This window comes from Planktothrix sp. PLAVEN19ND (genome assembly GCF_057220675.1).
This window is the reverse complement of sequence record NZ_CM170132.1, coordinates 5,505,478-5,526,833: the sequence shown is the minus strand read 5'-3', so window position 1 is coordinate 5,526,833 and position 21,356 is coordinate 5,505,478. Positions and strand designations below refer to the sequence as shown.

The 21,356-nt window shown below is 40.9% G+C and carries 19 protein-coding genes; 6 read left to right on the top strand and 13 right to left on the bottom strand.

Annotated elements, in window-relative coordinates; genetic code table 11:
- Positions 1-88: 88 nt before the first annotated feature.
- Positions 89-1,126 carry an AI-2E family transporter gene (locus tag AC2D3N_RS23900; RefSeq protein WP_079680149.1) on the bottom strand — a complete coding sequence of 346 codons (1,038 nt, stop codon included), beginning with the start codon at positions 1,124-1,126 and terminating at the stop codon, positions 89-91.
- 18 nt (positions 1,127-1,144) lie between these two features.
- On the opposite strand from AC2D3N_RS23900, the gene AC2D3N_RS23895 reads away from it, so the two are divergent.
- On the top strand, positions 1,145-2,080 hold the full coding sequence (locus AC2D3N_RS23895; protein WP_079680150.1) for a WD40 repeat domain-containing protein: 936 nt from the start codon (positions 1,145-1,147) through the stop codon (positions 2,078-2,080).
- Positions 2,081-2,265: 185 nt separating this feature from the next.
- On the opposite strand, the gene AC2D3N_RS23890 is transcribed toward AC2D3N_RS23895, so the two are convergent.
- The 8 genes from AC2D3N_RS23890 to AC2D3N_RS23855 all read right to left on the bottom strand — a co-directional run bounded on the left by AC2D3N_RS23890 (position 2,266) and on the right by AC2D3N_RS23855 (position 10,992).
- Positions 2,266-2,685: a hypothetical protein gene (locus tag AC2D3N_RS23890; protein WP_079680151.1), complete on the bottom strand. Its 420-nt coding sequence runs from the start codon at positions 2,683-2,685 to the stop codon at positions 2,266-2,268.
- Positions 2,686-2,877: 192 nt separating this feature from the next.
- Positions 2,878-4,161, bottom strand: a complete 1,284-nt coding sequence (locus AC2D3N_RS23885) for an RNA-guided endonuclease InsQ/TnpB family protein (protein WP_484692373.1) — start codon at positions 4,159-4,161, stop codon at positions 2,878-2,880.
- Between the two features lie 171 nt (positions 4,162-4,332).
- Complete coding sequence (gene pyrG, locus AC2D3N_RS23880) at positions 4,333-5,973, bottom strand: CTP synthase (protein ID WP_079680152.1); 1,641 nt, start codon at positions 5,971-5,973, stop codon at positions 4,333-4,335.
- Positions 5,974-6,086: 113 nt separating this feature from the next.
- Positions 6,087-7,265 (bottom strand): LptF/LptG family permease, encoded by a 1,179-nt coding sequence (locus AC2D3N_RS23875; RefSeq protein ID WP_484692372.1) that lies wholly within the window; start codon positions 7,263-7,265, stop codon positions 6,087-6,089.
- A complete protein-coding gene (gene lptB / locus AC2D3N_RS23870; RefSeq protein ID WP_079680154.1) occupies positions 7,262-7,990 on the bottom strand; it encodes an LPS export ABC transporter ATP-binding protein in 729 nt (242 codons plus the stop codon). Before lptB ends, AC2D3N_RS23875 begins: the two co-directional genes overlap by 4 nt.
- A 22-nt stretch (positions 7,991-8,012) precedes the next feature.
- Positions 8,013-8,546, bottom strand: a complete 534-nt coding sequence (locus tag AC2D3N_RS23865) for an LptA/OstA family protein (protein WP_079680155.1) — start codon at positions 8,544-8,546, stop codon at positions 8,013-8,015.
- Positions 8,547-9,019: 473 nt separating this feature from the next.
- Positions 9,020-9,169, bottom strand: coding sequence for a hypothetical protein (locus tag AC2D3N_RS23860; RefSeq protein ID WP_200816807.1), 150 nt, complete (start codon positions 9,167-9,169; stop codon positions 9,020-9,022).
- 131 nt (positions 9,170-9,300) lie between these two features.
- Positions 9,301-10,992, bottom strand: a complete 1,692-nt coding sequence (locus AC2D3N_RS23855) for a transglutaminase-like domain-containing protein (RefSeq protein WP_484692371.1) — start codon at positions 10,990-10,992, stop codon at positions 9,301-9,303.
- A 220-nt stretch (positions 10,993-11,212) separates the two neighbouring features.
- Here AC2D3N_RS23855 and AC2D3N_RS23850 point away from each other — a divergent pair, with 220 nt between their 5' ends.
- Together AC2D3N_RS23850 and AC2D3N_RS23845 are read left to right on the top strand one after the other, a co-directional pair.
- Positions 11,213-12,100, top strand: a complete 888-nt coding sequence (locus tag AC2D3N_RS23850; protein WP_484692370.1) for a DUF928 domain-containing protein — start codon at positions 11,213-11,215, stop codon at positions 12,098-12,100.
- A gap of 126 nt (positions 12,101-12,226) precedes the next feature.
- On the top strand, positions 12,227-14,218 hold the full coding sequence (locus AC2D3N_RS23845) for a ShlB/FhaC/HecB family hemolysin secretion/activation protein (RefSeq protein ID WP_484692369.1): 1,992 nt from the start codon (positions 12,227-12,229) through the stop codon (positions 14,216-14,218).
- A 25-nt stretch (positions 14,219-14,243) separates the two neighbouring features.
- On the opposite strand, the gene AC2D3N_RS23840 is transcribed toward AC2D3N_RS23845, so the two are convergent.
- The 4 genes from AC2D3N_RS23840 to AC2D3N_RS23825 all read right to left on the bottom strand — a co-directional run bounded on the left by AC2D3N_RS23840 (position 14,244) and on the right by AC2D3N_RS23825 (position 16,614).
- Positions 14,244-14,420 (bottom strand): type II toxin-antitoxin system HicB family antitoxin, encoded by a 177-nt coding sequence (locus AC2D3N_RS23840; RefSeq protein ID WP_484692368.1) that lies wholly within the window; start codon positions 14,418-14,420, stop codon positions 14,244-14,246.
- A 218-nt stretch (positions 14,421-14,638) separates the two neighbouring features.
- On the bottom strand, positions 14,639-15,553 hold the full coding sequence (locus AC2D3N_RS23835) for a Fic family protein (RefSeq protein ID WP_484692367.1): 915 nt from the start codon (positions 15,551-15,553) through the stop codon (positions 14,639-14,641).
- A 1-nt stretch (position 15,554) separates the two neighbouring features.
- Positions 15,555-16,106, bottom strand: coding sequence for a hypothetical protein (locus tag AC2D3N_RS23830; protein ID WP_484692366.1), 552 nt, complete (start codon positions 16,104-16,106; stop codon positions 15,555-15,557).
- Positions 16,107-16,401: 295 nt separating this feature from the next.
- On the bottom strand, positions 16,402-16,614 hold the full coding sequence (locus AC2D3N_RS23825; protein WP_484692365.1) for a hypothetical protein: 213 nt from the start codon (positions 16,612-16,614) through the stop codon (positions 16,402-16,404).
- Positions 16,615-16,923: 309 nt separating this feature from the next.
- Between AC2D3N_RS23825 and AC2D3N_RS23820 the strand changes: the two genes are divergently transcribed.
- The 3 genes from AC2D3N_RS23820 to AC2D3N_RS23810 all read left to right on the top strand — a co-directional run bounded on the left by AC2D3N_RS23820 (position 16,924) and on the right by AC2D3N_RS23810 (position 21,251).
- A complete protein-coding gene (locus AC2D3N_RS23820) occupies positions 16,924-18,306 on the top strand; it encodes a helix-turn-helix domain-containing protein (RefSeq protein WP_484692364.1) in 1,383 nt (460 codons plus the stop codon).
- A gap of 566 nt (positions 18,307-18,872) precedes the next feature.
- The gene (gene bchL / locus AC2D3N_RS23815) at positions 18,873-19,739 is read left to right on the top strand and encodes a ferredoxin:protochlorophyllide reductase (ATP-dependent) iron-sulfur ATP-binding protein (RefSeq protein WP_079680162.1); all 867 of its coding nucleotides are present in this window, start codon (positions 18,873-18,875) and stop codon (positions 19,737-19,739) included.
- Positions 19,740-19,775: 36 nt separating this feature from the next.
- Positions 19,776-21,251: a DUF5331 domain-containing protein gene (locus AC2D3N_RS23810; RefSeq protein ID WP_079680163.1), complete on the top strand. Its 1,476-nt coding sequence runs from the start codon at positions 19,776-19,778 to the stop codon at positions 21,249-21,251.
- Positions 21,252-21,356: the final 105 nt, after the last annotated feature.

Sequence of the window (21,356 nt, the reverse complement as noted above, 5' to 3'; positions counted from 1 at the left end):
TGCTCCCCCTGCTCCCCCTGCTCCCCCTGCTCCCCCTGCTCCCCCTGCTCCCCCTGCTCCCCCTGCTCCCCTGCTCCCCCTACTCCCCCTACTCCCCTAACTCCCATTGATCTAATAAATCATTAAGTAAAAGTTCTTGAATCCAAGTTTTACTAACTACGGTTAAGGGTAAAGCTAAAATTAAGCCTAACACGCCGAAAAAGGTGGCAAAAAAGATTTGGGCTGTTAAGGTAATCGCGGGTAACAGATCAACCTGTTTTTGCATGATTAGGGGACTTAACCAATAGCTTTCTAAGTTTTGAATAATAACGTATAAGATAATCACTGCCAAGGCTTTCCAAGGGGTATCTAATAAGGCAACCGCAACGGGAAAAATGACGCTGGCTGTTGGGCCAATATTAGGAACAAAGTTAAAGATTCCCGCTAATAGGGCATGGGCAAAAACAAAGGGAACCCCCAAAATTAATAGACCAATACCACTCAAGACTGCAACAAAAGTGGAAGTAATCACAATACCCCCCATCCATTGCAACAAGACTATTTCACATTGAGATAGAATATAATCTGCCCGATGGCGGTAAAATGAGGGAAATAGACGCACAAATCCTTGACGATAGGACAAAGGATCTGCTAATAACATCAAAGTAAATATTAATACCAATACAAACTGTAAAAAATTGCCAATTGAGTTAGAAAAGAACGCAAAGAAATTTCCTAATAGTTTTTGAGCTAGAGGCCCAACTTGTTGTGCTATTTGAGTTACATTCGGTAGTTTAATATTCAGATTCGGAAGCCAAATTGGAGGATTTTTAATTAAATGGTTTAGCCAAATCAGAAATTTATCGTATCCTATAGGAACCAGTTTAATTAGTTCTTGAAACTGCCCCCAAAACGGAGGTAAAACCATACTAATTAACACCGCACCCATGACCACAATTAAAGTTAGGGACAGGAGAACAGCCCACCCTCGTCGCAGTCCAAACCGTTGTATCCGACGCACTAAACTGTTAATCGCAATTGAGAAAACAACCGAGGTAAACACCAGCAGTAAGATCTGCCTAAACTGCCATAGAATAATTAAAGCAATAATTAAACAAAGAAACCCGATCCAGTCTGCTAGTTTCAAGAGATTAACTCCTTCAATATGCTACAGCCTCAACTTTTAAATTGGGAATGTTGTGATACCCTTCCTATCCATTCCGATGCAGTACGAGTGGTTGCGATTAGTTGTGATGGCCAACTTCTTGCCAGTCGCAGTGATGACACCACTTTGCAAATCTATAACTTGAAAACCCCCTGCCAGCCTATCATTTTAGCGGACAATTTAGACCGAGAATATCCGGGCTATGGGTTAGCATTCAGTCCAAATTCTCCCATACTAGCGATTGAATCTGACAAAAATGTTCATCTTTGGAATACAATTACCCGTCAACATCAAGTATTGGACTTAGGACTATCGGTTCCAATTTGTTCTTTGGCCTTTAGTCCCAATGGTCAACTCTTGGCCGCGGGCAGTTTTGATGGTATGATTGGGTTTTGGGATTTAACCTCTAATCAACCTCTCCCCCATTTAAAAGCCCATTCCTTTCCGATTTGGTCATTAGCTTTTAGTCCCGATAATTTGTTCTTGGCTAGTGGGAGTGGAGATGGCACAGTAGGATTATGGAGTTTAGATCACCGACATTCCGATGCTCTTTTAGTCGGTCATTCCTTCCCCATTTGGTCAGTGGCTTTTAGTCCCGATGGTTTAACCGTGGCCACGGGGAGTGAGGACAAAACCATTAAACTCTGGTGGCTAGAAATTGGTCAGGAGTTAGTAACTTTCCTTGGTCATACGGGTGCTGTGCAATCCCTGGCCTTTTCTCCAAACGGTAGAATTTTAGTGAGTGGAAGTCAGGATAAAACCTTAAAGCTATGGCAAATTAGCCCAAATTTACAGGTCGGAAACCAATCAGACCCGATTCAGACCTTCACTGGTCATACAGATGGGGTTGGGACGGTGGCTTATAGTCCTTCTGAAGATTTAATTGTTAGTGGAAGTACGGATGGAACAATTAAACTTTGGCGACAAAGGGGTTGAGGGGTTGAGGGGAGCAGGGGAGGCAGGGGAGGCAGGGGGAGCAGGGGGAGCAGGGGGAGCAGGGGAGCAGGGGGAGCAGGGGAGGCAGGGGAGGCAGGGGAGGCAGGGGGAGCAGAGGGAGCAGGGGGAGCAGGGGAGGTAAACTCTTTCCATTACCCATTCGTAATTCGTAATTCGTAATTTCGTTATGGCAGAGAATGCCCGGTTTTGTTATGAATAAAATCTAAAATTTTAGAATAGGCTTCAGCATTGGTTTGAGGGTTAATAATAACGGGTTCTTTACCATCGGGAAGCCAAAATGTAATGCGTTGGCTCGAATCAATTACAAAGGTATTAAGACGATTCAAGTCAATAATATATTCATGACGATCATAAACAATTCTAACCCAATAGTTAGTTGGGCAATGGGTTGTAATTCTTTGAATATATCCTAAAATATCCTCATAGGTTTTGGGATTAATTTGATGGTTAATAATCATTTGTTTGCCATTAGCTGGCAACCAAAAGGCAATCCGTTTATTAAATCCAGATGCAAACGCACTTACACTATCGAGATCAACGAGATAGGTTTCTCGCTCATAATTCATTTTGATCCAGTACGCCACAGAACCTCCTCAGACCTGTGAATCCTTCCCGGGACTCAACTCGCTTGTAAATCGGATCAACAGACCAGAGGACAATGATCGCTTACCCATTCTGTATCATTATAGAATAATTACCGATCAGATAGGATCAAAATCTCCCCTGAAATTAGAAATTGATGCCCCTGCTCTTTCTTTCTGACTGAATTAACAATTCTAGGTTGACATCCGCCCCGGCGTGAACGCACGGGGATTCCATCTATTTAAGCAGAGCAACCCTTCGACAAGCTCAGGGGACAACTGCTTGAATTCTAGTGGGTTGACGCTTCGCGGGCTGCTGCCACAAATCTTAGTGGTCTTCTGCTTGCCTCCACGTCCGTTTAAAGTCTCCGAAAGCCCTCCGGCGACCTTGATATTAATTGCGGCGTTAACATCCCTATCGTGAGATTCACCGCAATTTAAGCAAATCCACTCTCTAATATTTAACTCTTTTTTGCCACCACGAAAACCGCAGCAAGAGCAAGTTTGAGAAGTAGGAGTCCATCTATCAATTACTCGAAAATCACGCCCGTACATGACTGATTTAGCTTCTAACATAGTTCTAAAACTACGCCAGCCTAAATCCGAAATGGCACGGGATAGTTTTCGGTTTTTCATCATCCCTGATACATTCAAGTCTTCCAAGACTATTGTTTGGTTTTCACGAATAATCTGGGTTGAAAGTTTATGTAAAAAATCGTTTCTAATATCAGAAATCTTGGCGTGAAGTCTAGCTAGTTTTTTTCTAGTAAGTTCTCTTCTTTTGCTCCCTTTCTGTTTTCTTGACAAATTACGTTGTAATCTCCTTAAACGCTTTAATTGTTTCTTTAAAGGTTGAGGGGATTTAATTTTTTTACCATGGCTTAATGTCGCAAAATCAGTAATCCCTAAGTCAATCCCAACACTTTCTTCATTCTGGGGTAATTGTTGAGAATTAAACTCAACAACAAAACTAATGAAATATCTATCAGCACTATCCTTGATTAAGGTAGCACTAGAAGGAACTGCGGGTAATTCTCTGCTCCAGATTACTTTAATATCACCTATTTTAGCCAGGTGAATGTAATCAGAATTAGGATAGAGTTTGAAACCATTATCGGTAAATCTAGCTGATTGCTTAGATTTACGTTTCTTGAACTTGGGAGGTTTAACTTTCTTGCCTTTTCTCTGTCCTTTACAAGATTTGAAAAAGTTAGAATAGGCTTGCTCTAAATCCCTTAAACTTTGTTGTAAGGGAATGGCAGAAACTTCTGTTAACCATTGCTTTTCAGTTGTCTTTTTGAGTTCTGTTAGCCTTTTAGAAAGCTCATTACCAGAAGGTTTTTTGTTACCCGCACGGTATTGTTCTTGGCAGTAGGCTAAGGCATCGTTAAAAACCACCCGACAGCAACCAAACAATTGAGATATTAGCCTCTTTTGTTGGTCTGTTGGGTAGATTCTGTATCGATATCTTAGCTTCATTACCTGTGTTTGAAACTTTCTTATTTAGTATACACTAAAATACAACAAAAAGCCTAAGTGGAACTTAGGGGTTTTCAACCCAAAATTTCCGATAATTCAGTCTAAGAATTAAACAGGGAATTGGAATACAACCCGGTCTGGTCTAATTGTCCATGGGTAGGGTGCTGTCCTTTAGGTTGGGCTGAGTTCCAATAAATTGGTTGCTGCGGCTACAAATCCCTGAAATAGCGGGTGCGGACTATTCGGTCGGGATTGGAATTCGGGGTGAAATTGGGTAGCCACGAAAAAGGGATGGTTGGATAATTCAATGATTTCTACTAAACGGCCATCGGGAGAGGTTCCACTAATCAGATATCCAGATTCTAAGAATAGTGTTCGGTAGGCATTATTGAATTCATAACGATGACGATGGCGTTCATAAACAACTTCCTGTTGATACAGTTTAAATGCTAAAGTATCCGGCTGTAAGCGGCAGGGATATAACCCTAAACGCATGGTTCCCCCCAAGTCCACTACATCCTGTTGTTCAGGTAATAAATGAATTACAGGATTAGGGGTTTGGGGATCAAATTCAGCACTATGCGCCCGCTCTAGTTTGGCAATATGACGTGCCCATTCAATCACAGAACATTGCATTCCTAAACATAACCCCAGGAAGGGTATTTTATGTTCTCGGGCATATTCAATTGCCATAATTTTACCATCGGTTCCTCGTTGTCCAAACCCGCCGGGAACCACAATTCCTTGCACATTTTTGAGATAGTTCTCAGGATTATTCCCCTCAATATCTTCGGAGTTAATCCACTCTAAATGTAATTCTGCCCCCTCCTGAATAGCCGCATGACGCAGGGATTCTACCACTGATAAATAGGCATCGGTTAACTGGATATATTTGCCCACAATGGCTATTTTGATTTGAGGATGGGGGAGAGGACATTTTGTATTTAGATCCCGATGATAAAGCCGATCAACTAATGTTTGCCATGCGGTTAAATTCGGTTGTCGTTGTTCTAATTGTAACAGTTTTAAACTCTGTTCGGCAAGTCCTTCTTTCTCTAAAAGTAAGGGGACTTCATAAATACTATCTGCATCGGGGGAGGTAATAACACAATCAGCTTCTACATCACAAAAACCAGCAATTTTTTCTTTAATTCCTAGGGGAATTTGGCGTTCACAACGACACACTAAAATATCCGGTTGAATCCCAATTGATCGTAATTCTTTAACCGAATGTTGGGTCGGTTTGGTTTTCATTTCCCCCGCCACACCAATCCAAGGAATTAACGTAACGTGCAGATAAATTACATTTTTCCGACCCACATCTTTCCTAAATTGACGAATTGCTTCTAAAAAAGGTAGGGATTCAATATCACCAACGGTTCCCCCAACTTCCGTAATCACCACATCAGGATTCGTGTTTTTTGCCACTCGATGAATCCGTTCTTTACATTCATTGGTAATATGAGGAATCACTTGAACCGTGCCTCCTTGATAGTCTCCCCGACGTTCTTTATTAATCACCGCTTGATAAATAGCCCCGGCCGTGACACTATTAAGACGGGACATGGAGGTATCGGTGAAACGTTCATAATGTCCTAAGTCCAAGTCCGTCTCCGCCCCATCTTCGGTCACAAAGACCTCCCCATGTTGAAATGGACTCATGGTTCCAGGGTCAACATTAATATAGGGATCGAGTTTAAGAATAGATACGGAGTAGTTCCGCGATTTGAGCAGACGTCCTAAACTGGCTGCAACAATTCCTTTTCCAATACTCGATACCACCCCACCCGTGATAAAAACAAACTTAGTCATAAAACAATACCTGAGCCTTTCTATTCATCTATTAATTGTGCCATAACTACTTACATAAATTTGAAAACGACTGATAAATTTAAAGGTTACCAAGTTGTGATTCCTTAATGGCATTACTTAGAAGAACGAACTAATAAAAAACTCGCAATTCCAATTCCCAAAAATGTCGGTAACCAAGCTGCAAAAAAAGGAGTCATAATTTCTTTTTGACCCAATGCCCCGGTAACAAAAGAAAGTAAATAATATCCGAAAATCACAATTACACTAATCCCAAAACTGGTTGCTCGACTGGTACTTTGGGGTCTACTTCCTAATGCAACACCCAATAAAGCAAAGACAACACAGGAAAAAGGGAGAGCATATTTTTGTTGAATTCTAACTTTGGTTTTAATAATTTTTTGTTGATCTCCACTCAATTTCATTAACTTTAAATAATCTCGAGCTTGAGCAATATTCATCTCATCAAACCCCCGTTTCCGTGACGCTAAATCTAGGGGAGTACGGGAGAGTTTAATCTGTTTATGATCAAAACGAACAATATTCCGATAAGATCCATCGGGATTTACAATATAAACCGTGCCATTAAAGAAATCCCAAGTATTAGCAGAAAAATTCCAATTGGCAGATTTTGAAGAAATAATTTGAGTTAATTCCGGTTGGGAAAGATCTAAGATTGTCACTTCTAACATTTGACCTTTGTCAAATCTTTGGGCATAAAATAACCGGATTAAGCGACTAAACTTTTTGTCAGTACCCTCTATTTTAATTTTCTCATATTCGGGATAAAAAATATTATCTTCTTGAACGGGAAGGTTGCCTTCATTTAATGCCTGTTCATAGGTGACAGATGCTTTATAATTAGCCGCCGGAACAATCACCTCATTAAACCAAAAGGTTAACCCCGTGATCATTAAACTGAAAATTAATGTGGGTACTAATAGCCGATATAAACTAATTCCACAACTTTTCAGGGCAATTAATTCACTATCACTAGATAAACGACCATAGACCATTAAGGTACTTAAAATCATCGCCATAGGAAAAGCTAAAACGATGAATTCCGGCATTTTTAAGAGAAAAACCTCAACCGCGATCGCCACGGCCAAACCCGACTCCGCCACCTGTCGAACTAAGTCAAAAACCGTTCCTACGGTTAACGCAACCGAACTAAATAATCCCACCCCAAACACAAAGGGTGGAACTAATTCTTGGATTAAATATCGATCTAAAATTGAAAGATAGGGCGGGAGAAATTTACCAGAAATAAAAGACTTATCAAGAGTAATTTTCATAGTTGAAAACTGTCACCTAAATAATACTGCCGCACTAGAGGATTATTATAGAGTTCTTCAGCAGTTCCCGATGCAAAAATTTGTCCATCTCGCATAATATAAGCTCGGTCTGTAATAGCTAAAGTTTCCCTAACATTATGATCCGTAATCAAAATTCCCATATTCCGAGTGCGTAACTGAGCCACAATTTCTTGAATTTCGGAAACTGCAATCGGGTCAACACCAGCAAAGGGTTCATCTAAGAGCAAAAACTGAGGTAATTCCAACCCCGTCGCTAAAGCCCGGGCTAGTTCCGTCCGTCTTCGTTCTCCCCCAGAAACCTGATAACCTAAAGTCGAGGCTACTTTTTCTAAGCGAAATTCCCTGAGTAAAGTATGCAGACGTTTTTGCCACAAATGACGCGGAACATGGGTTTGTTGTAACACCAATAAAATGTTATCCCTGACACTCAGATGTCGAAAAATACTCGGCTGTTGCGTTAGATAACCAATTCCTAAACGGGCACGTTGATGAATCGGTAAATGGGTAATATCAATTTCATTCAGATAAACGTTCCCTTGGGTCGGTTTTTCTAATCCCGTGGCAATATAGAAAGTTGTGGTTTTACCTGCACCATTAGGCCCCAATAATCCCACAATTTCCCCCTGGGAAACTGATAAATTGACTCGACTAACAACTATGCGTTTACGGTAGGATTTGTGAATATTCTCCAGCACTATTTTCATAACCAAATTTGTTATAAATAATTTAAGGATTACGCGGTGCTGAAGGTGCGCTTAATGGGGTTTTAAAAGCAGGTTTAGGATTAAAAGGTTCAACGGTGGCGTTTTTCGGGCTGGCACTTTCATCGGGGACTAAATACATGGATTCTACCTGTCCTCCCCCTTGCGGTAGGGCAATAAACCGTCCTTCATCAATTAAATAGGTGACGGTTTCCCCGCGAATGGTATTCCCTTCTTGTAAAACAAATACATTTCCACTGAGAATGATTCGACGTTCTCGACTGAAATATTGGGCCTGGGCTGCGGTAGCCTGAATACTACGGGCGGGATAGTTAATTTGAACGTTCCCCCTGGCGGTGACAATTCCCGTTTGAGCATCGGCTTCTTGAATATCGGAACGCACGGTCATCGCCCGCCCGACGGCATTTTTCGCGGGGGGTGCGGTTTGGGCATAACTGACTACACTATCCGTGACAAAACCACCGACTAGAGCCATGGGTAACAGCAGGATGAACCCTAGGGGGAGAGTGATTGAATTGAACAGTTTGGCAATCGGCATTATGACGCTAGAAACTCTAAAAGGGTGACTGGGTGGTGCAATTAAGTAGTGGACGCTGAAATTGACCCACCATAAGTCTGTGTGCCCATTGTACTCTATCCCTAACCCTCAAGGCGGGCATCGGTTATTACTAATTGATTTCGGATTACTCAAGCTATTGGAAAGGCGAATAGATAAATATATAGCAAAAGATAGGTCGGGCGGGTTTATTTAGATTATTGGTGGGTAACATAATTTATCAGGTCGGGCGGGTTTATTTAGATTATTGGTGGGTAACATAATTTATCAGTGAACCCGCCCCTACCAAATTTATTAAATATCACACTGAAATTACAAATAATCCCTGTAGGGGCGGGTTCGCCTGAATATTTGAAACCCATCAACAAATTATCAAAACCCGCCCCTACTACCCCACCGACTACTAAATATGTCCGATGGAAGGTTTACCATTACCCATTACCCATTACCCATTATTACCGTTGACGTTTTTCATCTTCTCGACGTCTGCGATCACGCCATTCTGCTACGGTTAAATATAGGACACCCCCAGTAAAAATGATCAACATGGAAAAAGCCACCAATACCAAAATTTCAATCAGAGTTAACTCTTGTAAAAATTCCATAGGTCAATTAAAAATCCAGTTTTTATCTATTTTAATTCAAACGGTAGGGCGCGTGAAATTAATTTATTAATTATCACTCACCCTACAAAAATTTGGCAAAAGTATCAATCCATCAACCAGGTTTCCAAGGTTTAAACCGCAGGTAACTCATCCAAAATGGTAAACCGAACATGATTAATAGCTAAGGTTCCCAAAGAGACTTTTTCCCTGTCAACATCAACCCCTTCACTGGTCAATCGTTGAAAACGAATACCCTTGCCAATTTCAATATGATACCAAGCTAATCCCATAAAAAATCGCAGAGGATAGGGCCCACCTTCTTGAATATCATCGGGGTTAGATTCCATGGGAACCCAACCGAAACCAGGGATATAAAATTCTAACCAAACATGATTATATTCCGGTTGTAAAGGCACTCCTCGACGGTCAGCAAATTGCGGGCATTTATAACGGCCAATAGTTCGACAGGCGATGCCATTTAATCGGGCTAAAGCTAATAAAACCCCCACATATTCCCCACAGGAACCTATGCCTCGCTCCAGAACTACATCAGGATTTTCAATCTTAGAAGTCAGACTATAGGATAACTGATCATAGACATAATTACGAATACTTAAAAGTTTTCGCAGGAAATTAGTTTCATTGCGAATGGCTTCCTTCGCTGCGGCTTGAACAACTGCCGTATTCATGGCTAAATGATCATCATCTACCAAATATTTTTCAGGCATATCTGGGGGAATTTCAGGTAAATTTTCTACGTGACGAGGATGGATTTGATATTTGATACTCCGAACTTCTAATAAGGCTTTCCAACCAAAAATCAAACGCTCCGTCGAGGTCAAAGGATTAAATTGAAATACCGCAACTTTTTCCCCATCTTCCACTTCCTCTCGAAAAGGAATTCCAATGGCTGAAACCTCTAAAACCTTCTGGCGATTTGTATTAGAAGGTAAAGCAATTCGCCATTCTAAATTTTCAATATGAACCGCATCTAAGGGTTCTAATTCCTCCACATAGGACATTTCAATCAAATATCCATTAGAGGTGGCATAGTTTTCCTGGGAATTAAAATGAAAAGAGAGGGGATGGATAAAGGTGCGATCGCGTTTTGCTAATTCAAACTGATCATAAGAACTGGGATTATCTCGGATATAAAGTTCACTTCCAGCATAGGCTACATAGAGAACTTCTTCACCCGTTTCTGGATCGGTATAAAAGGTTAAACCACTGGGGGATTCAAAGGGAGTTAAGACACTAAATCGAGTTTCTCCCGTTGCCTTTTCTAAACAATAAACCGTTTGTTCTTCCCGATCACAAACCCATAATTCTTCATTTCTAATTGTTAAATTTTCTACCCCAATTCCTGGGGCAGAAAAGCGGGTAATTTCTCGTTTGGTATTTTGACTATAAACCAGAACAGAAGCAATGCGATCGCAAGCCAAGTAAAGAGTAGATTCATAAACCGCAATTCCAGTAGCTACATCCGGTAATTGCATGAACAATTGAGGCTCAAGATTAATAATAGAATTATCCTGAACAACCCGGGGACAAAAATAGACTTCATTTCCGCGAGTAAACCAAAGATTGTCCCCCCAAATTGCTAAACCTGTAACATCTCTAAAAGCCAAAGTTAAATCAGGATTAACCACCTTGGCATTATCAGTTTTAGGGTCAATTTGCAGTAAAAATCCTCGGGAGGTATCAATCGCTAATAGGGTATTTCCTAGCCCCGTTAAGCCATATAAAGCCGAAACCCCAATCGGTCGAATTGTTCGAGGTTTAAAACTGCTATTTTTCCCAACAGTCAATGAGTTAAGATTCATAGAAATTGTCATTATAGATGAAATCAGGATATTTATTGATCGAATCAGGTCAAAGTTCAGACTTAGGATAGGCGACAACACCTAAATTTTCCTAAAATCTGATTCAGACTCAAACATTTAAGATTAAGCACAGATTTTGACAAATTTTGCAGGAACATTAGATACAATAGTGATGTCGATAAATGCTACTCTCTATGCCCATCGGTAAGCGTGATTAATTATGGCTATGCCAATGTTTTTCCTCCACCGTGCAACCCTTGGACTAACGTTATTGTTGCAAATCGTGGTTGCTAATAGTTTGATTGTGACTGCCGCCCATTCAGCCTCTTTACCTCAAAATCGGGGAAATGAAGATAATCGGGTTGATTTTGGGAATGGGGAACGGGTTCAGCAACCTGAACAACCCAGCCCAAGTAGTGATTCACCGTTCACCAACTGGAATGCCTTTACACCACCCCAACGGGGAGTACCCGGGCGTCGAGAAGGGGGCGGCACTCGGGGTATCGGTTGTCCCAGTTCAATGACTGCGTTAATTCCAGAGTCTACAATGGGTCGCACCGCATCAGGTCAACCCGCATTTTTTCTTTATATTCCAGGGACAGTCGATCAAAAGACATTAGAATTTGAGATTGCAGATGAAGGGGATAAAACCCTTTACAAAACCACATTTCCCCTCAGCACCGATCGCCCTGGAATAGTAGGAATTCAATGGTCTGAGAACTCTAAATTCGCAACTTTACAAAACAATAAAAACTATCGTTGGTATATAGCACTAAAATGTAACAGTAGTGATTCTTCTAATGATATTCTCGTTAGTGGCTGGATTAATTCCGTTGCTTTAAGTCCTAATCAAAAACTTCAATTAGGACAAACGACCGATCCCTTAGAACGTTTAAAAATATATGCTAAACAAGGACTTTGGTATGAAACACTATCAACTTTAGCAACCTTGAAATTGAAGGATTCTGGAAATTTATCCATTGAAAATAAGTGGAACGATCTATTAAAATCTATTGGCTTTGATCCGGCTCAAAAACAAACTCAGATTGAAAGAGAAAAAGCTCAATCTATCCTCGATGCTCCTATTCTGAAAATTCAAACCAATTAGTAATCCCCGTCAACGGAAGTAGACAGTCATTGTAAACAAAAAGTTTGATTTTATTGTTTCCATGATTGACTGATTACTGATTACTGATTACTGTTAACTGATAACTGATAAAAAAATAGGCATTCTATGGGCAGGAGTGAAAATTTTACAAAATTTCGTCGCGGTGGGGTGATAGTTACCAGTACCCTATTGCTGCTTTTGTCCCTATTTTCTCGTCAAGGTCTTTCCCAAAACTCTCCAACCCTGATCTCCTCTGGAACAGAAACCCCGGAACCCCTGACCCCCGATGAGGAGATTCCAGTTGTCAAATCAATCCCATTCCTTTCCCCGACCGCTATAACACCCTCGGAACTCGCTGATATTCCTCCAATTCCTCCTCTACAAACCCTGAACTTGGCGGATTTCTCAGGACAAGGGGTTTCAGGAGAATCTTGTGATTTCGGGAATTGTCCCACTTTAGCCCAAGCCTCACCGATTAATATTCCCCCCCAGGTTCCCCAACCCGATCCGAATCGCGATCGCTTTTTACCCCGACCTCCGATTCCCCCCAAACCTGAACCCCCGCCAACTCCTGAATTAACCCCGACTCCGACCCCCGCCCCTACCCCATCAACGGATGAAACCCCGATTCCAGTTCAACAGATTAAGGTGACGGGTAGCACCATTCTCACCTTGGGGGAAATTCAAACCCTAGTTACCCCTCTGGAAAATCGTTCCGTTACTCTCACCCAACTACGGGAACTGGCCGATAAAATTACAGCTATTTATTTAGAACGGGGTTACATTACCTCCAGGGCGATTGTCCCTGAACAAACCATTAATAATGGCATTGTCGAGATTCAGGTGATTGAAGGAACCCTAGAAAATATTGAGGTGGAAGGAATCAAACGTCTCCATCCCTCCTATATCACCCGAAGGATTCGTTTAGGGGCCGCTAAACCCCTGAGTACGGCTGCCTTAGAAGATCAATTACGACTATTAAGAATTAACCCTCTCTTTGAAACCGTAGAAGCCAGTTTAAGGGCTGGAACCCAGGAAGGTCAAAGTATTTTAATTGTGCGGGTTGTAGAAGCACCGCCCTTTGGGGTTAGTTTGAATGTGGATAACTATTCGCCCCCGAGTATTGGTTCTGAACGCATGGGGATTAGTGTGCGTCATCTTAACCTCACAGGTCGCGGGGACTTCCTGGGACTGTCTTATAATACCACTCGCCTGATTGCCAATGGGGATTCAGATATTATCGATGCTTTGTATAGTATTCCGATTAACCCCATGAACGGAACTATACAACTGCGAGTTCAACCTTACCAAAATCGGATTACTCAAGAGCCATTCAACGCCCTGAATATTGAAGGGAAATCTCAACGGTATGAAATTAGCTATCGTCAACCAATTATCCGTAACCCGATCTCAGAATTTGCCCTTTCTTTTGGCTTTGCTTACCAAGACAGTCAAACCTTTTTAGATAATAACGGAGAACCCTTTGCCTCCGGGCCAGATAGTAAGGGTTATACTCGCACCAGTGTGCTGAAATTTGGACAGGATTATCTGATTCGAGACACAGAAGGCGCTTGGGCTTTGCGATCGCAATTTAGTCTCGGTTTAGATATCCTCGGCGCTACGGATGTCAGTACCCCCAATGCGGCGTTTTTAAGTTGGTTAGGTCAAGTCCAACGGGTACAACGTTTAGGAGAAAATAATCTATTGATTGCCCAAGGGGACATACAATTATCGGCTGATCCATTATTTCCCTCGCAACAATTTGTTATAGGTGGTGCGTTATCCCTCCGAGGCTATCGTCAAAACGTGCGGGCTGGGGATAATGGCTTTCGGATTTCCTTTGAAGATCGGATTACCCTTGATCGCAATAAGGACTCCGAACCCGTGTTTCAACTGGCTCCATTTCTCGATTTTGGTGGGGTTTGGAACCATGACCGCAACCCTAACCAAATTATCGGCAAAACATTTTTAGCAGGTGCAGGACTAGGATTAATTTGGCAACCTGTTAACGGGTTAAATCTTCGCCTAGACTATGGGATTCCCTTAATTAGTATTAGCGATCGGGGCAATAATATTCAAGATGATGGGATTTATTTTAGTGTGACTTACACACCTTAATCAGTTATCAGTAAACAGTTTAACTTTAGCTGGCATTGGCAACCACCAATTCAACATCTTCTGGTAATGTCTCTCCTCTGTCTTGATATTCTTCCTGAATCATTTCAAAAACATAAACTAATTCAGATAAAGCTGCTTCTGAACTTTTTCCCCAAGCATGACAACCCGAAATTGCACCGAACGTAAGCGACAAATGTTCCATTATCATCAGGACGGGTAACAATCGTATACTCTTGTAAAATCTTCATGGCTATCTAATCACGCACATAATATCCAGAATTAGTTAATTCAATCCTATCTAAATCTAGGTATTTTGGCTACCATTAACCCCAAAAACCCGGTTTCTTCAAGAAACCGGGTTTTTAATCCCCAAATATGAAATTTGATGAGAGATGTTACAGATGCTCCCTCTAACGTCCATTAAATACTTTTGTTCCAGTATTCTAAACCCGTCAAAATTACATCTTCTAACCACTGCTTGAAGCGTTCTATTAAATTATCTTCTTCGTCTGCATAAGAGAACTGGAATGGGGAATCTGTTAAAGACTCAATATCACTAATATTGCTTTTATCTTCCTCAGAATCATCTCTATGATAAGCACAAGCAGTACATACAAGCAATCCTCGGTATTCATGTCCTAGAACATGAAATGAAAGAAGAAGCATTGTTGATGTTTCTACATTAATAACTAATTGAATCCAAGTGTGGTAATTCCGAAGATTTGCAAAGTATCCCAACTGTTTGGCTGTTTGGAGCACTTGATAGCGATGATAATATGAGCGATCATCGTTACTAGGAGCAGGAATCGTAAAAACCTCTGCATTATTAACGAAATTCTGGATAGATAACTTAATTTCATCAGCAACGTCTTGTAGGCGATTAGAAGCTATATCAAATAATTTTGAGGCAAAGCTTTCAGCCTTCTGGCATCGTTCTTGAATAGATGCTGGTTGATTTTGTTTGAATTTTTCAGCGATAGAAGAAATGATAACTTTAGTTCGTCGCGTCTCTGATAATACCTGCTCTGACAGACCCAGGCTTCTTAAGAAAGATTGCTTTTGACTCTTAGCAAAAAGATTAATTAAGCTGGATAGATTACCCTGATCTGCCTCTTCCAAAGCTGCGATGTAGACTGCTCGATCATCACGAGTGAGAACCAAAGGAAACCAACTAGCTTGGATAAATACTAAACTAGCTAAACAACGAGCAACACGACCATTTCCATCTTGAAATGGATGAACTTGTGTAAATCGATGATGTAACCATGCAGATTCAATCTCAGGAGGAACTTTTTGAGCACAATGTTGATGATGTAACAGAATCAGTCTATCCATCTCAGAGGCAACTTGCTCGGGAGGACAGTAATGATGAACAGAAACCGTCCGGTCGCAAAGGATTATTCGGTTGACGTTTCCAGTCGCCTTTTATTAAAGAGACAGGAAATATTCTTCCTGTACCTGGATCTAGGGCTTCTGTACTGTCTTGACTCTGGGTTAAAAGTTGATGTAACTGCTTGATATAGGAATTTGATAGTGTTCTTTGCCCACCTACAAAATCAAATAATCCTTCAATTGCCGCCTCTTGATCTTTAATCAGAGAAACCACCTGTTTAACTGGACGATCTGTGGCTCCATGGGGAATTAACGCTTCATTAATTCCCTGTTCGATCAGCAAACGAGTGATGCCGCGATCTATTGTGTATAAGCGCTCCATTATTCCAGTTTCAATTGCTATTTCCCTGCGTAGCTTCTCATTGAAAGTTTGAAACTCACTAGATTGACGTAGACGCTCTGCTTGCTCGTTCCAAACAGTTACTAGAGGTGGCAATTCAGAACTTGCCAAATTCTTCCAGTCTGACTGTAAGTCTTCTATTGGTTCCCAAAACATAAACCTTTGCCTCTATTGACATAAATTGATTCTAACTTTCTTGTCTTCTGATAGATAGCCTTTTGGCTACCTTTGCACTGAACTTAGAACAAATTTGATAAGCCCCGTTGTTGTGCTTCAGCACAATCAGAAACCTATAATAAAAACAATTAACCTCAATAATTTCCTCGTTTCTAGGTTCTACCTAGAAATGATATTAATGGAGGCTCCGCCTCCTGTTATTTGAGACAGAGCCTCAAGTTTTCATTCCAATGCAGAGCATTGGAACGAGGGGAAAAATTGAGAAATCCATGATTTATTTCTTATTGGCACCAGAAATAATCCCTCCCAAAACAGCAAGTCCAAACATGACACTTCCAAAGATAGCTCCGCCATTGTTATTAGATCCTTCTCCTTGAAAATATTGACTGACGTGTCGTACTCCGCTAACTTGATTATATCCCCAACCTGCTTCTGACGGTTTGACATGGGTGACAAAAATAGTCGTAACTGCAATGATCGTACTCAAAGTTAATGTTTTCAATTTCATAGGTTATATAAAGATAAGTAAACTTGATGTTGTCATAGTGAATCAGATAGCTCCTATTCATTTGGGCTAATTCGCTCAGATGAATAATTACTACACATCATTTTAACTAGGTATTATTATCGGATAATTTTTGATTCTGTACAGTCGGAAAAAGTCGGATTAAGTCGGGAATTTTATATTTTTTTCAGATTTGAGAAAGTCGGAAAAAGTCGGAGAAAGTCGGAGAAAGTGGTTGAGGTCGGAAAAAGTCGGGTACAATAGAGACAAAACTAACATCTAACACAGGGTATGGACGTGCAAGAAGTCCTCAGACTAGCGGATCACTTGGTTTTTACCAAGACGGGAAAGCGCCTGGATGATCTTCAAGAAGCGATATTAAGGGGGAGTTTAGAGAGCGAAAAATACTCAAAAGTGGCGGATGCGTTTCACTGTTCTGAGGGTCATGTCAAGGATATTGCTTCTGATTTATGGAAAATTCTCTCCGATGCTTTAGGGGAAGAAGTGAGAAAATATAATTTACGTTCGACTCTGAATCGGCAAAAATATTCTAATTTCCTAAATTTTGCTAAAGATTCTGTACAAATTAATCATATTAATGTTTGTAATGAACCTCCTTTATCCTCAGATGATTCTGCTACACCTAAAAATTATAAAAATCAACCTTTATTAAGAGTTAATTTAGATGATGCACCGGATATTTATGAATTTTTTGGACGAACAGAAGAACTCGCAACTTTAACAGATTATATACTCGAACAACGCTGTCGAGTGGTGATGCTTTTGGGGATGAGTGGGATCGGAAAAACCGCATTAGCGGTTAAATTAGTTCAAGAGATTCAACAACATTTTGATCTGGTAATCTGGCAAAGTTTGGAGACTGCGCCCGCTTTAAATGAATTATTAATAAATTTACTGCAATTTTTATTAGATAAACCAGCAAATCAACTTCCGATCAATTTGAATGAACAATTGAGTGAATTAATGAAGGGATTGCGATCGCAACGTTGCTTAATTATTTTAGATGATTTTCAAACTCTATTTAATTCAGGTCAATTAGCTGGAAATTATCGACCAAATTTTGAGAATTATCGGTTATTTATTAAAAAAATTAGTCAATTCAATCACCAAAGCTGTATTATACTAAATAGTTGGGAATTACCAAAAGATTTAATTGAATTAAGAGGGAAAAATACAGCGATACATTATTTATTGCTTTCTGGTTTAGGAGAATCAGCAAAAGATTTGTTAAAAGCTCAGGGATTATCAGATATTGAAAATTGGAATACTTTACTTGATTATTATGGGGGAAATCCATATTTTCTAAATAGTATTTCTACAGTTATTAAAAATTTATTTGGGGGTAAAGTTTCTGAATTTTTAGACTATGAAACTTTATTTCTAGGAGAGGATTTAACGGAAAGTTTGACCCAACAGTTTAATCGGTTATCGGAATTAGAGCAAAAAATTATTATTCATTTAGGACAAATTCCTAATGGGATTATGCTATCAGAGTTTCAATCTAATCTAAAAATATCTCATTCAGATGTATTAAAAGCCTTAGCTTCTTTAGGACAAAGGTGTTGGATTGAAAGATTAGAATTAGATAATAAAACCTATTTTACCCTTCAACCGATGCTGAAATATTATATAGCGAGTCTAAATGAATTGTAAAAAATAGGGATCAAGATATTTTGAAGATATCATTTGTCCTGGAGGTACGCCCCAAAAACCCGGTTTCTTCAATAAACCTGGTTTTTGATGTTTTGCAAAAATTAACATTTAACGGGGTTAGTTTTGATCCAGGAATTTTTAGGGTGAATAATCAGTAAAATTGCTTAGTCCCGTGGGCCGAAAATTCCTGAATTACGATGGGATACCAGAGTCAATGATCCGTCTTTAACTGATTACTGATTAGGGTCAGGGGTGATGATCACGATAAATTTTCAAAAGCTGTATCTAGTCCTATTTTATTTTTTTTGCTTATTGTAACTATTTTTATAAAAAAAATAATATAAAAAATTAAAATAATGTTAATTTAGGGCTTAAAATAGCTTTTAAAGCTATAAAATTGAAATTAACTTTTTAATCAACCCTCAAACTTTAATTTAAAGCCCGATCTATTAAAATCACCCCTTTCCTTTCTGGGGCAGTTAGACAATAATGGCTGTATCGAATCAAGAAAAGCACTGCTATGGCAGTCAAGAGTCTTTAACAAAAACCGATAAGGAGAAAAAATCGTGAAATTAGCAGTCTACGGTAAAGGCGGAATCGGTAAATCAACCACAAGCTGTAATATTTCTGCCGCTTTAGCCAAACGGGGTAAAAAAGTCCTGCAAATTGGCTGCGATCCCAAACACGACAGCACCTTTACCCTCACGGGGTTTTTAATTCCCACGATTATTGATACCTTGCAGGAAAAAGACTTTCATTACGAAGATATTTGGCCCGAAGATGTGATCTACAAAGGCTATGCCGGGGTTGATTGCGTGGAAGCGGGGGGCCCTCCGGCGGGGGCTGGATGTGGCGGTTACGTCGTGGGAGAAACCGTCAAACTCCTGAAAGAACTCAACGCCTTTGACGAATACGATGTCATCTTATTTGATGTTTTAGGAGACGTGGTTTGTGGTGGTTTTGCCGCCCCCCTCAACTATGCCGACTATTGTGTGATTGTCACCGATAACGGTTTTGATGCCCTGTTTGCCGCCAACCGCATCGCCGCCTCAGTCCGAGAAAAAGCCCGGACTCACCCCCTACGGTTAGCAGGTTTAATTGGTAACCGCACCTCGAAACGGGATTTGATTGAAAAATACATTGAAACTGTTCCCATGCCCGTGTTAGAAGTGTTGCCATTAATCGAAGATATTCGGGTTTCTCGGGTCAAAGGAAAAACCCTATTTGAGATGGCCGAAACCGATCCCTCCCTCAACTATGTCTGTGACTACTACCTGAATATTGCCGACCAACTATTATCCCAACCCGAAGGAGTCGTCCCCCAAGACACCCCGGATCGGGAATTGTTCTCATTGTTATCAGATTTTTATCTAAATCCGAGTCAACCCCTTGTTCAAAGTCACGATCCTGAGCTAGACCTGATGATGGTTTAATATGTCTAGCTATCTCAGGATGAGGATATAGAGGTTATGGCTTTCTTCAAAGACTTTTCCGTCGCACTTAAAGATAAGTGGTTGCAATATTACCAGGCCAATCGGGATTGGCTGGTGCTGCAAATGGATTTGAATTCAATCCCGACCCCAGATGGCGGTCGAAGACCTGCCTCATCCCTCATTTTGGGAACGATCAACGCCCTTGACCCCGAGGCAGCCCAATTGATGTTGCCATTTTCGAGGCTCAATCCCGATCCCGAAAAACTGATTGAGGTATTAGGGCTAAATTTTGACCCGGATTTGGCGTTGGGTGGTAGGTCTACATCGGAACAGCCTGCAACTGTTGTGGTTCAAGCCCCAACTTCTGTTCCCGTTGCCCCAGGTTACTCTCCCTCAACAGAAATACCTACTTCCGTAGCTCAGGCTGTCCCTGGATATCATCCTCCGGCACCTCCAGAAACAGCGAGTTTAGAGGGGGACATCACCCCGGCACAAAAACTCAATGTTGCGGGTGCTGTGGCGGTTGCGGCGGGCGCTGCTGCGGTTGTGGGTGGGGCTGCGGTGATGGAGGAAACCCTTGATGACTTCGATCTCGAAGAAGAAGAAATCACCATCGATGATGATTTGGACATGGGGGATCTGGATACGGATGTCGGTGAGGATCTGGATTTAGATATCGACGCAGAGACAGCTACCGCAGCCGAGGAAGACTTTGATTTTGGGTTGGGGGATGAATCAGAATCTCTGGAGACTGATGACCTAGATATGGACTTGGAGTCTGATGAACTTGAATCCGATGATTTGGATATGAGTTTGGAATCCGATGAACTTGAATCCGATGATTTGGATATGAGTTTGGAGTCCGATGAACTTGAATCCGATGATTTGGATATGAGTTTGGAGTCTGATGAACTTGAATCCGATGATTTGGATATGAGTTTGGAGTCTGATGATTTGGATATGAGTTTAGAGTCCGATGAACTTGAATCCGATGATTTGGATATGAGTTTGGAGTCCGATGAACTTGAATCCGATGATTTGGATTTTGGGCTAGAGTCGGAAACAACATCGGCGGAATTGGACATCAATACCGACTCGGATGTCTGGGGAGATGAGGTTCAGACGGAACTGGGAGAAGATGATGGTTCGACTAATGAGCTCGATCTGAGTTTAGACTCCTCCGATGAGATTGGTTTAGGGGGAATGGATGATTTTGGGTTAGAAGCGGACGACCTCGGTTCAGACGAGATCGGCGAGTTGGAATTAGGAGATACGGATTCCGGTCTGGATGATGATCTCGGTGATTTCGGGTTAGAAGATAGTTCCTCCGATGGCTTAGGCTTCGATACTGGAGGCAATTTAGATGATTTGGGATTAGGAGATGATGATTTAGGGGAGTTTAATCTCGATGATATGGGGGATTTAACCACGGGAGATATGGATGATATCGATATCGAAGGGTTAACTGGTTCTTCCGATGATGATGAAATTTCCCTGTCGGATTTTAAATAATTTCCCGACTTAGTTTCCTAATCCTTAATCGGGTTTGGACTTTGGATCGTGCCGATTCAAAGTCATAGATATTCTTGTCAAATTTTGAGTACAAAACATCCGATT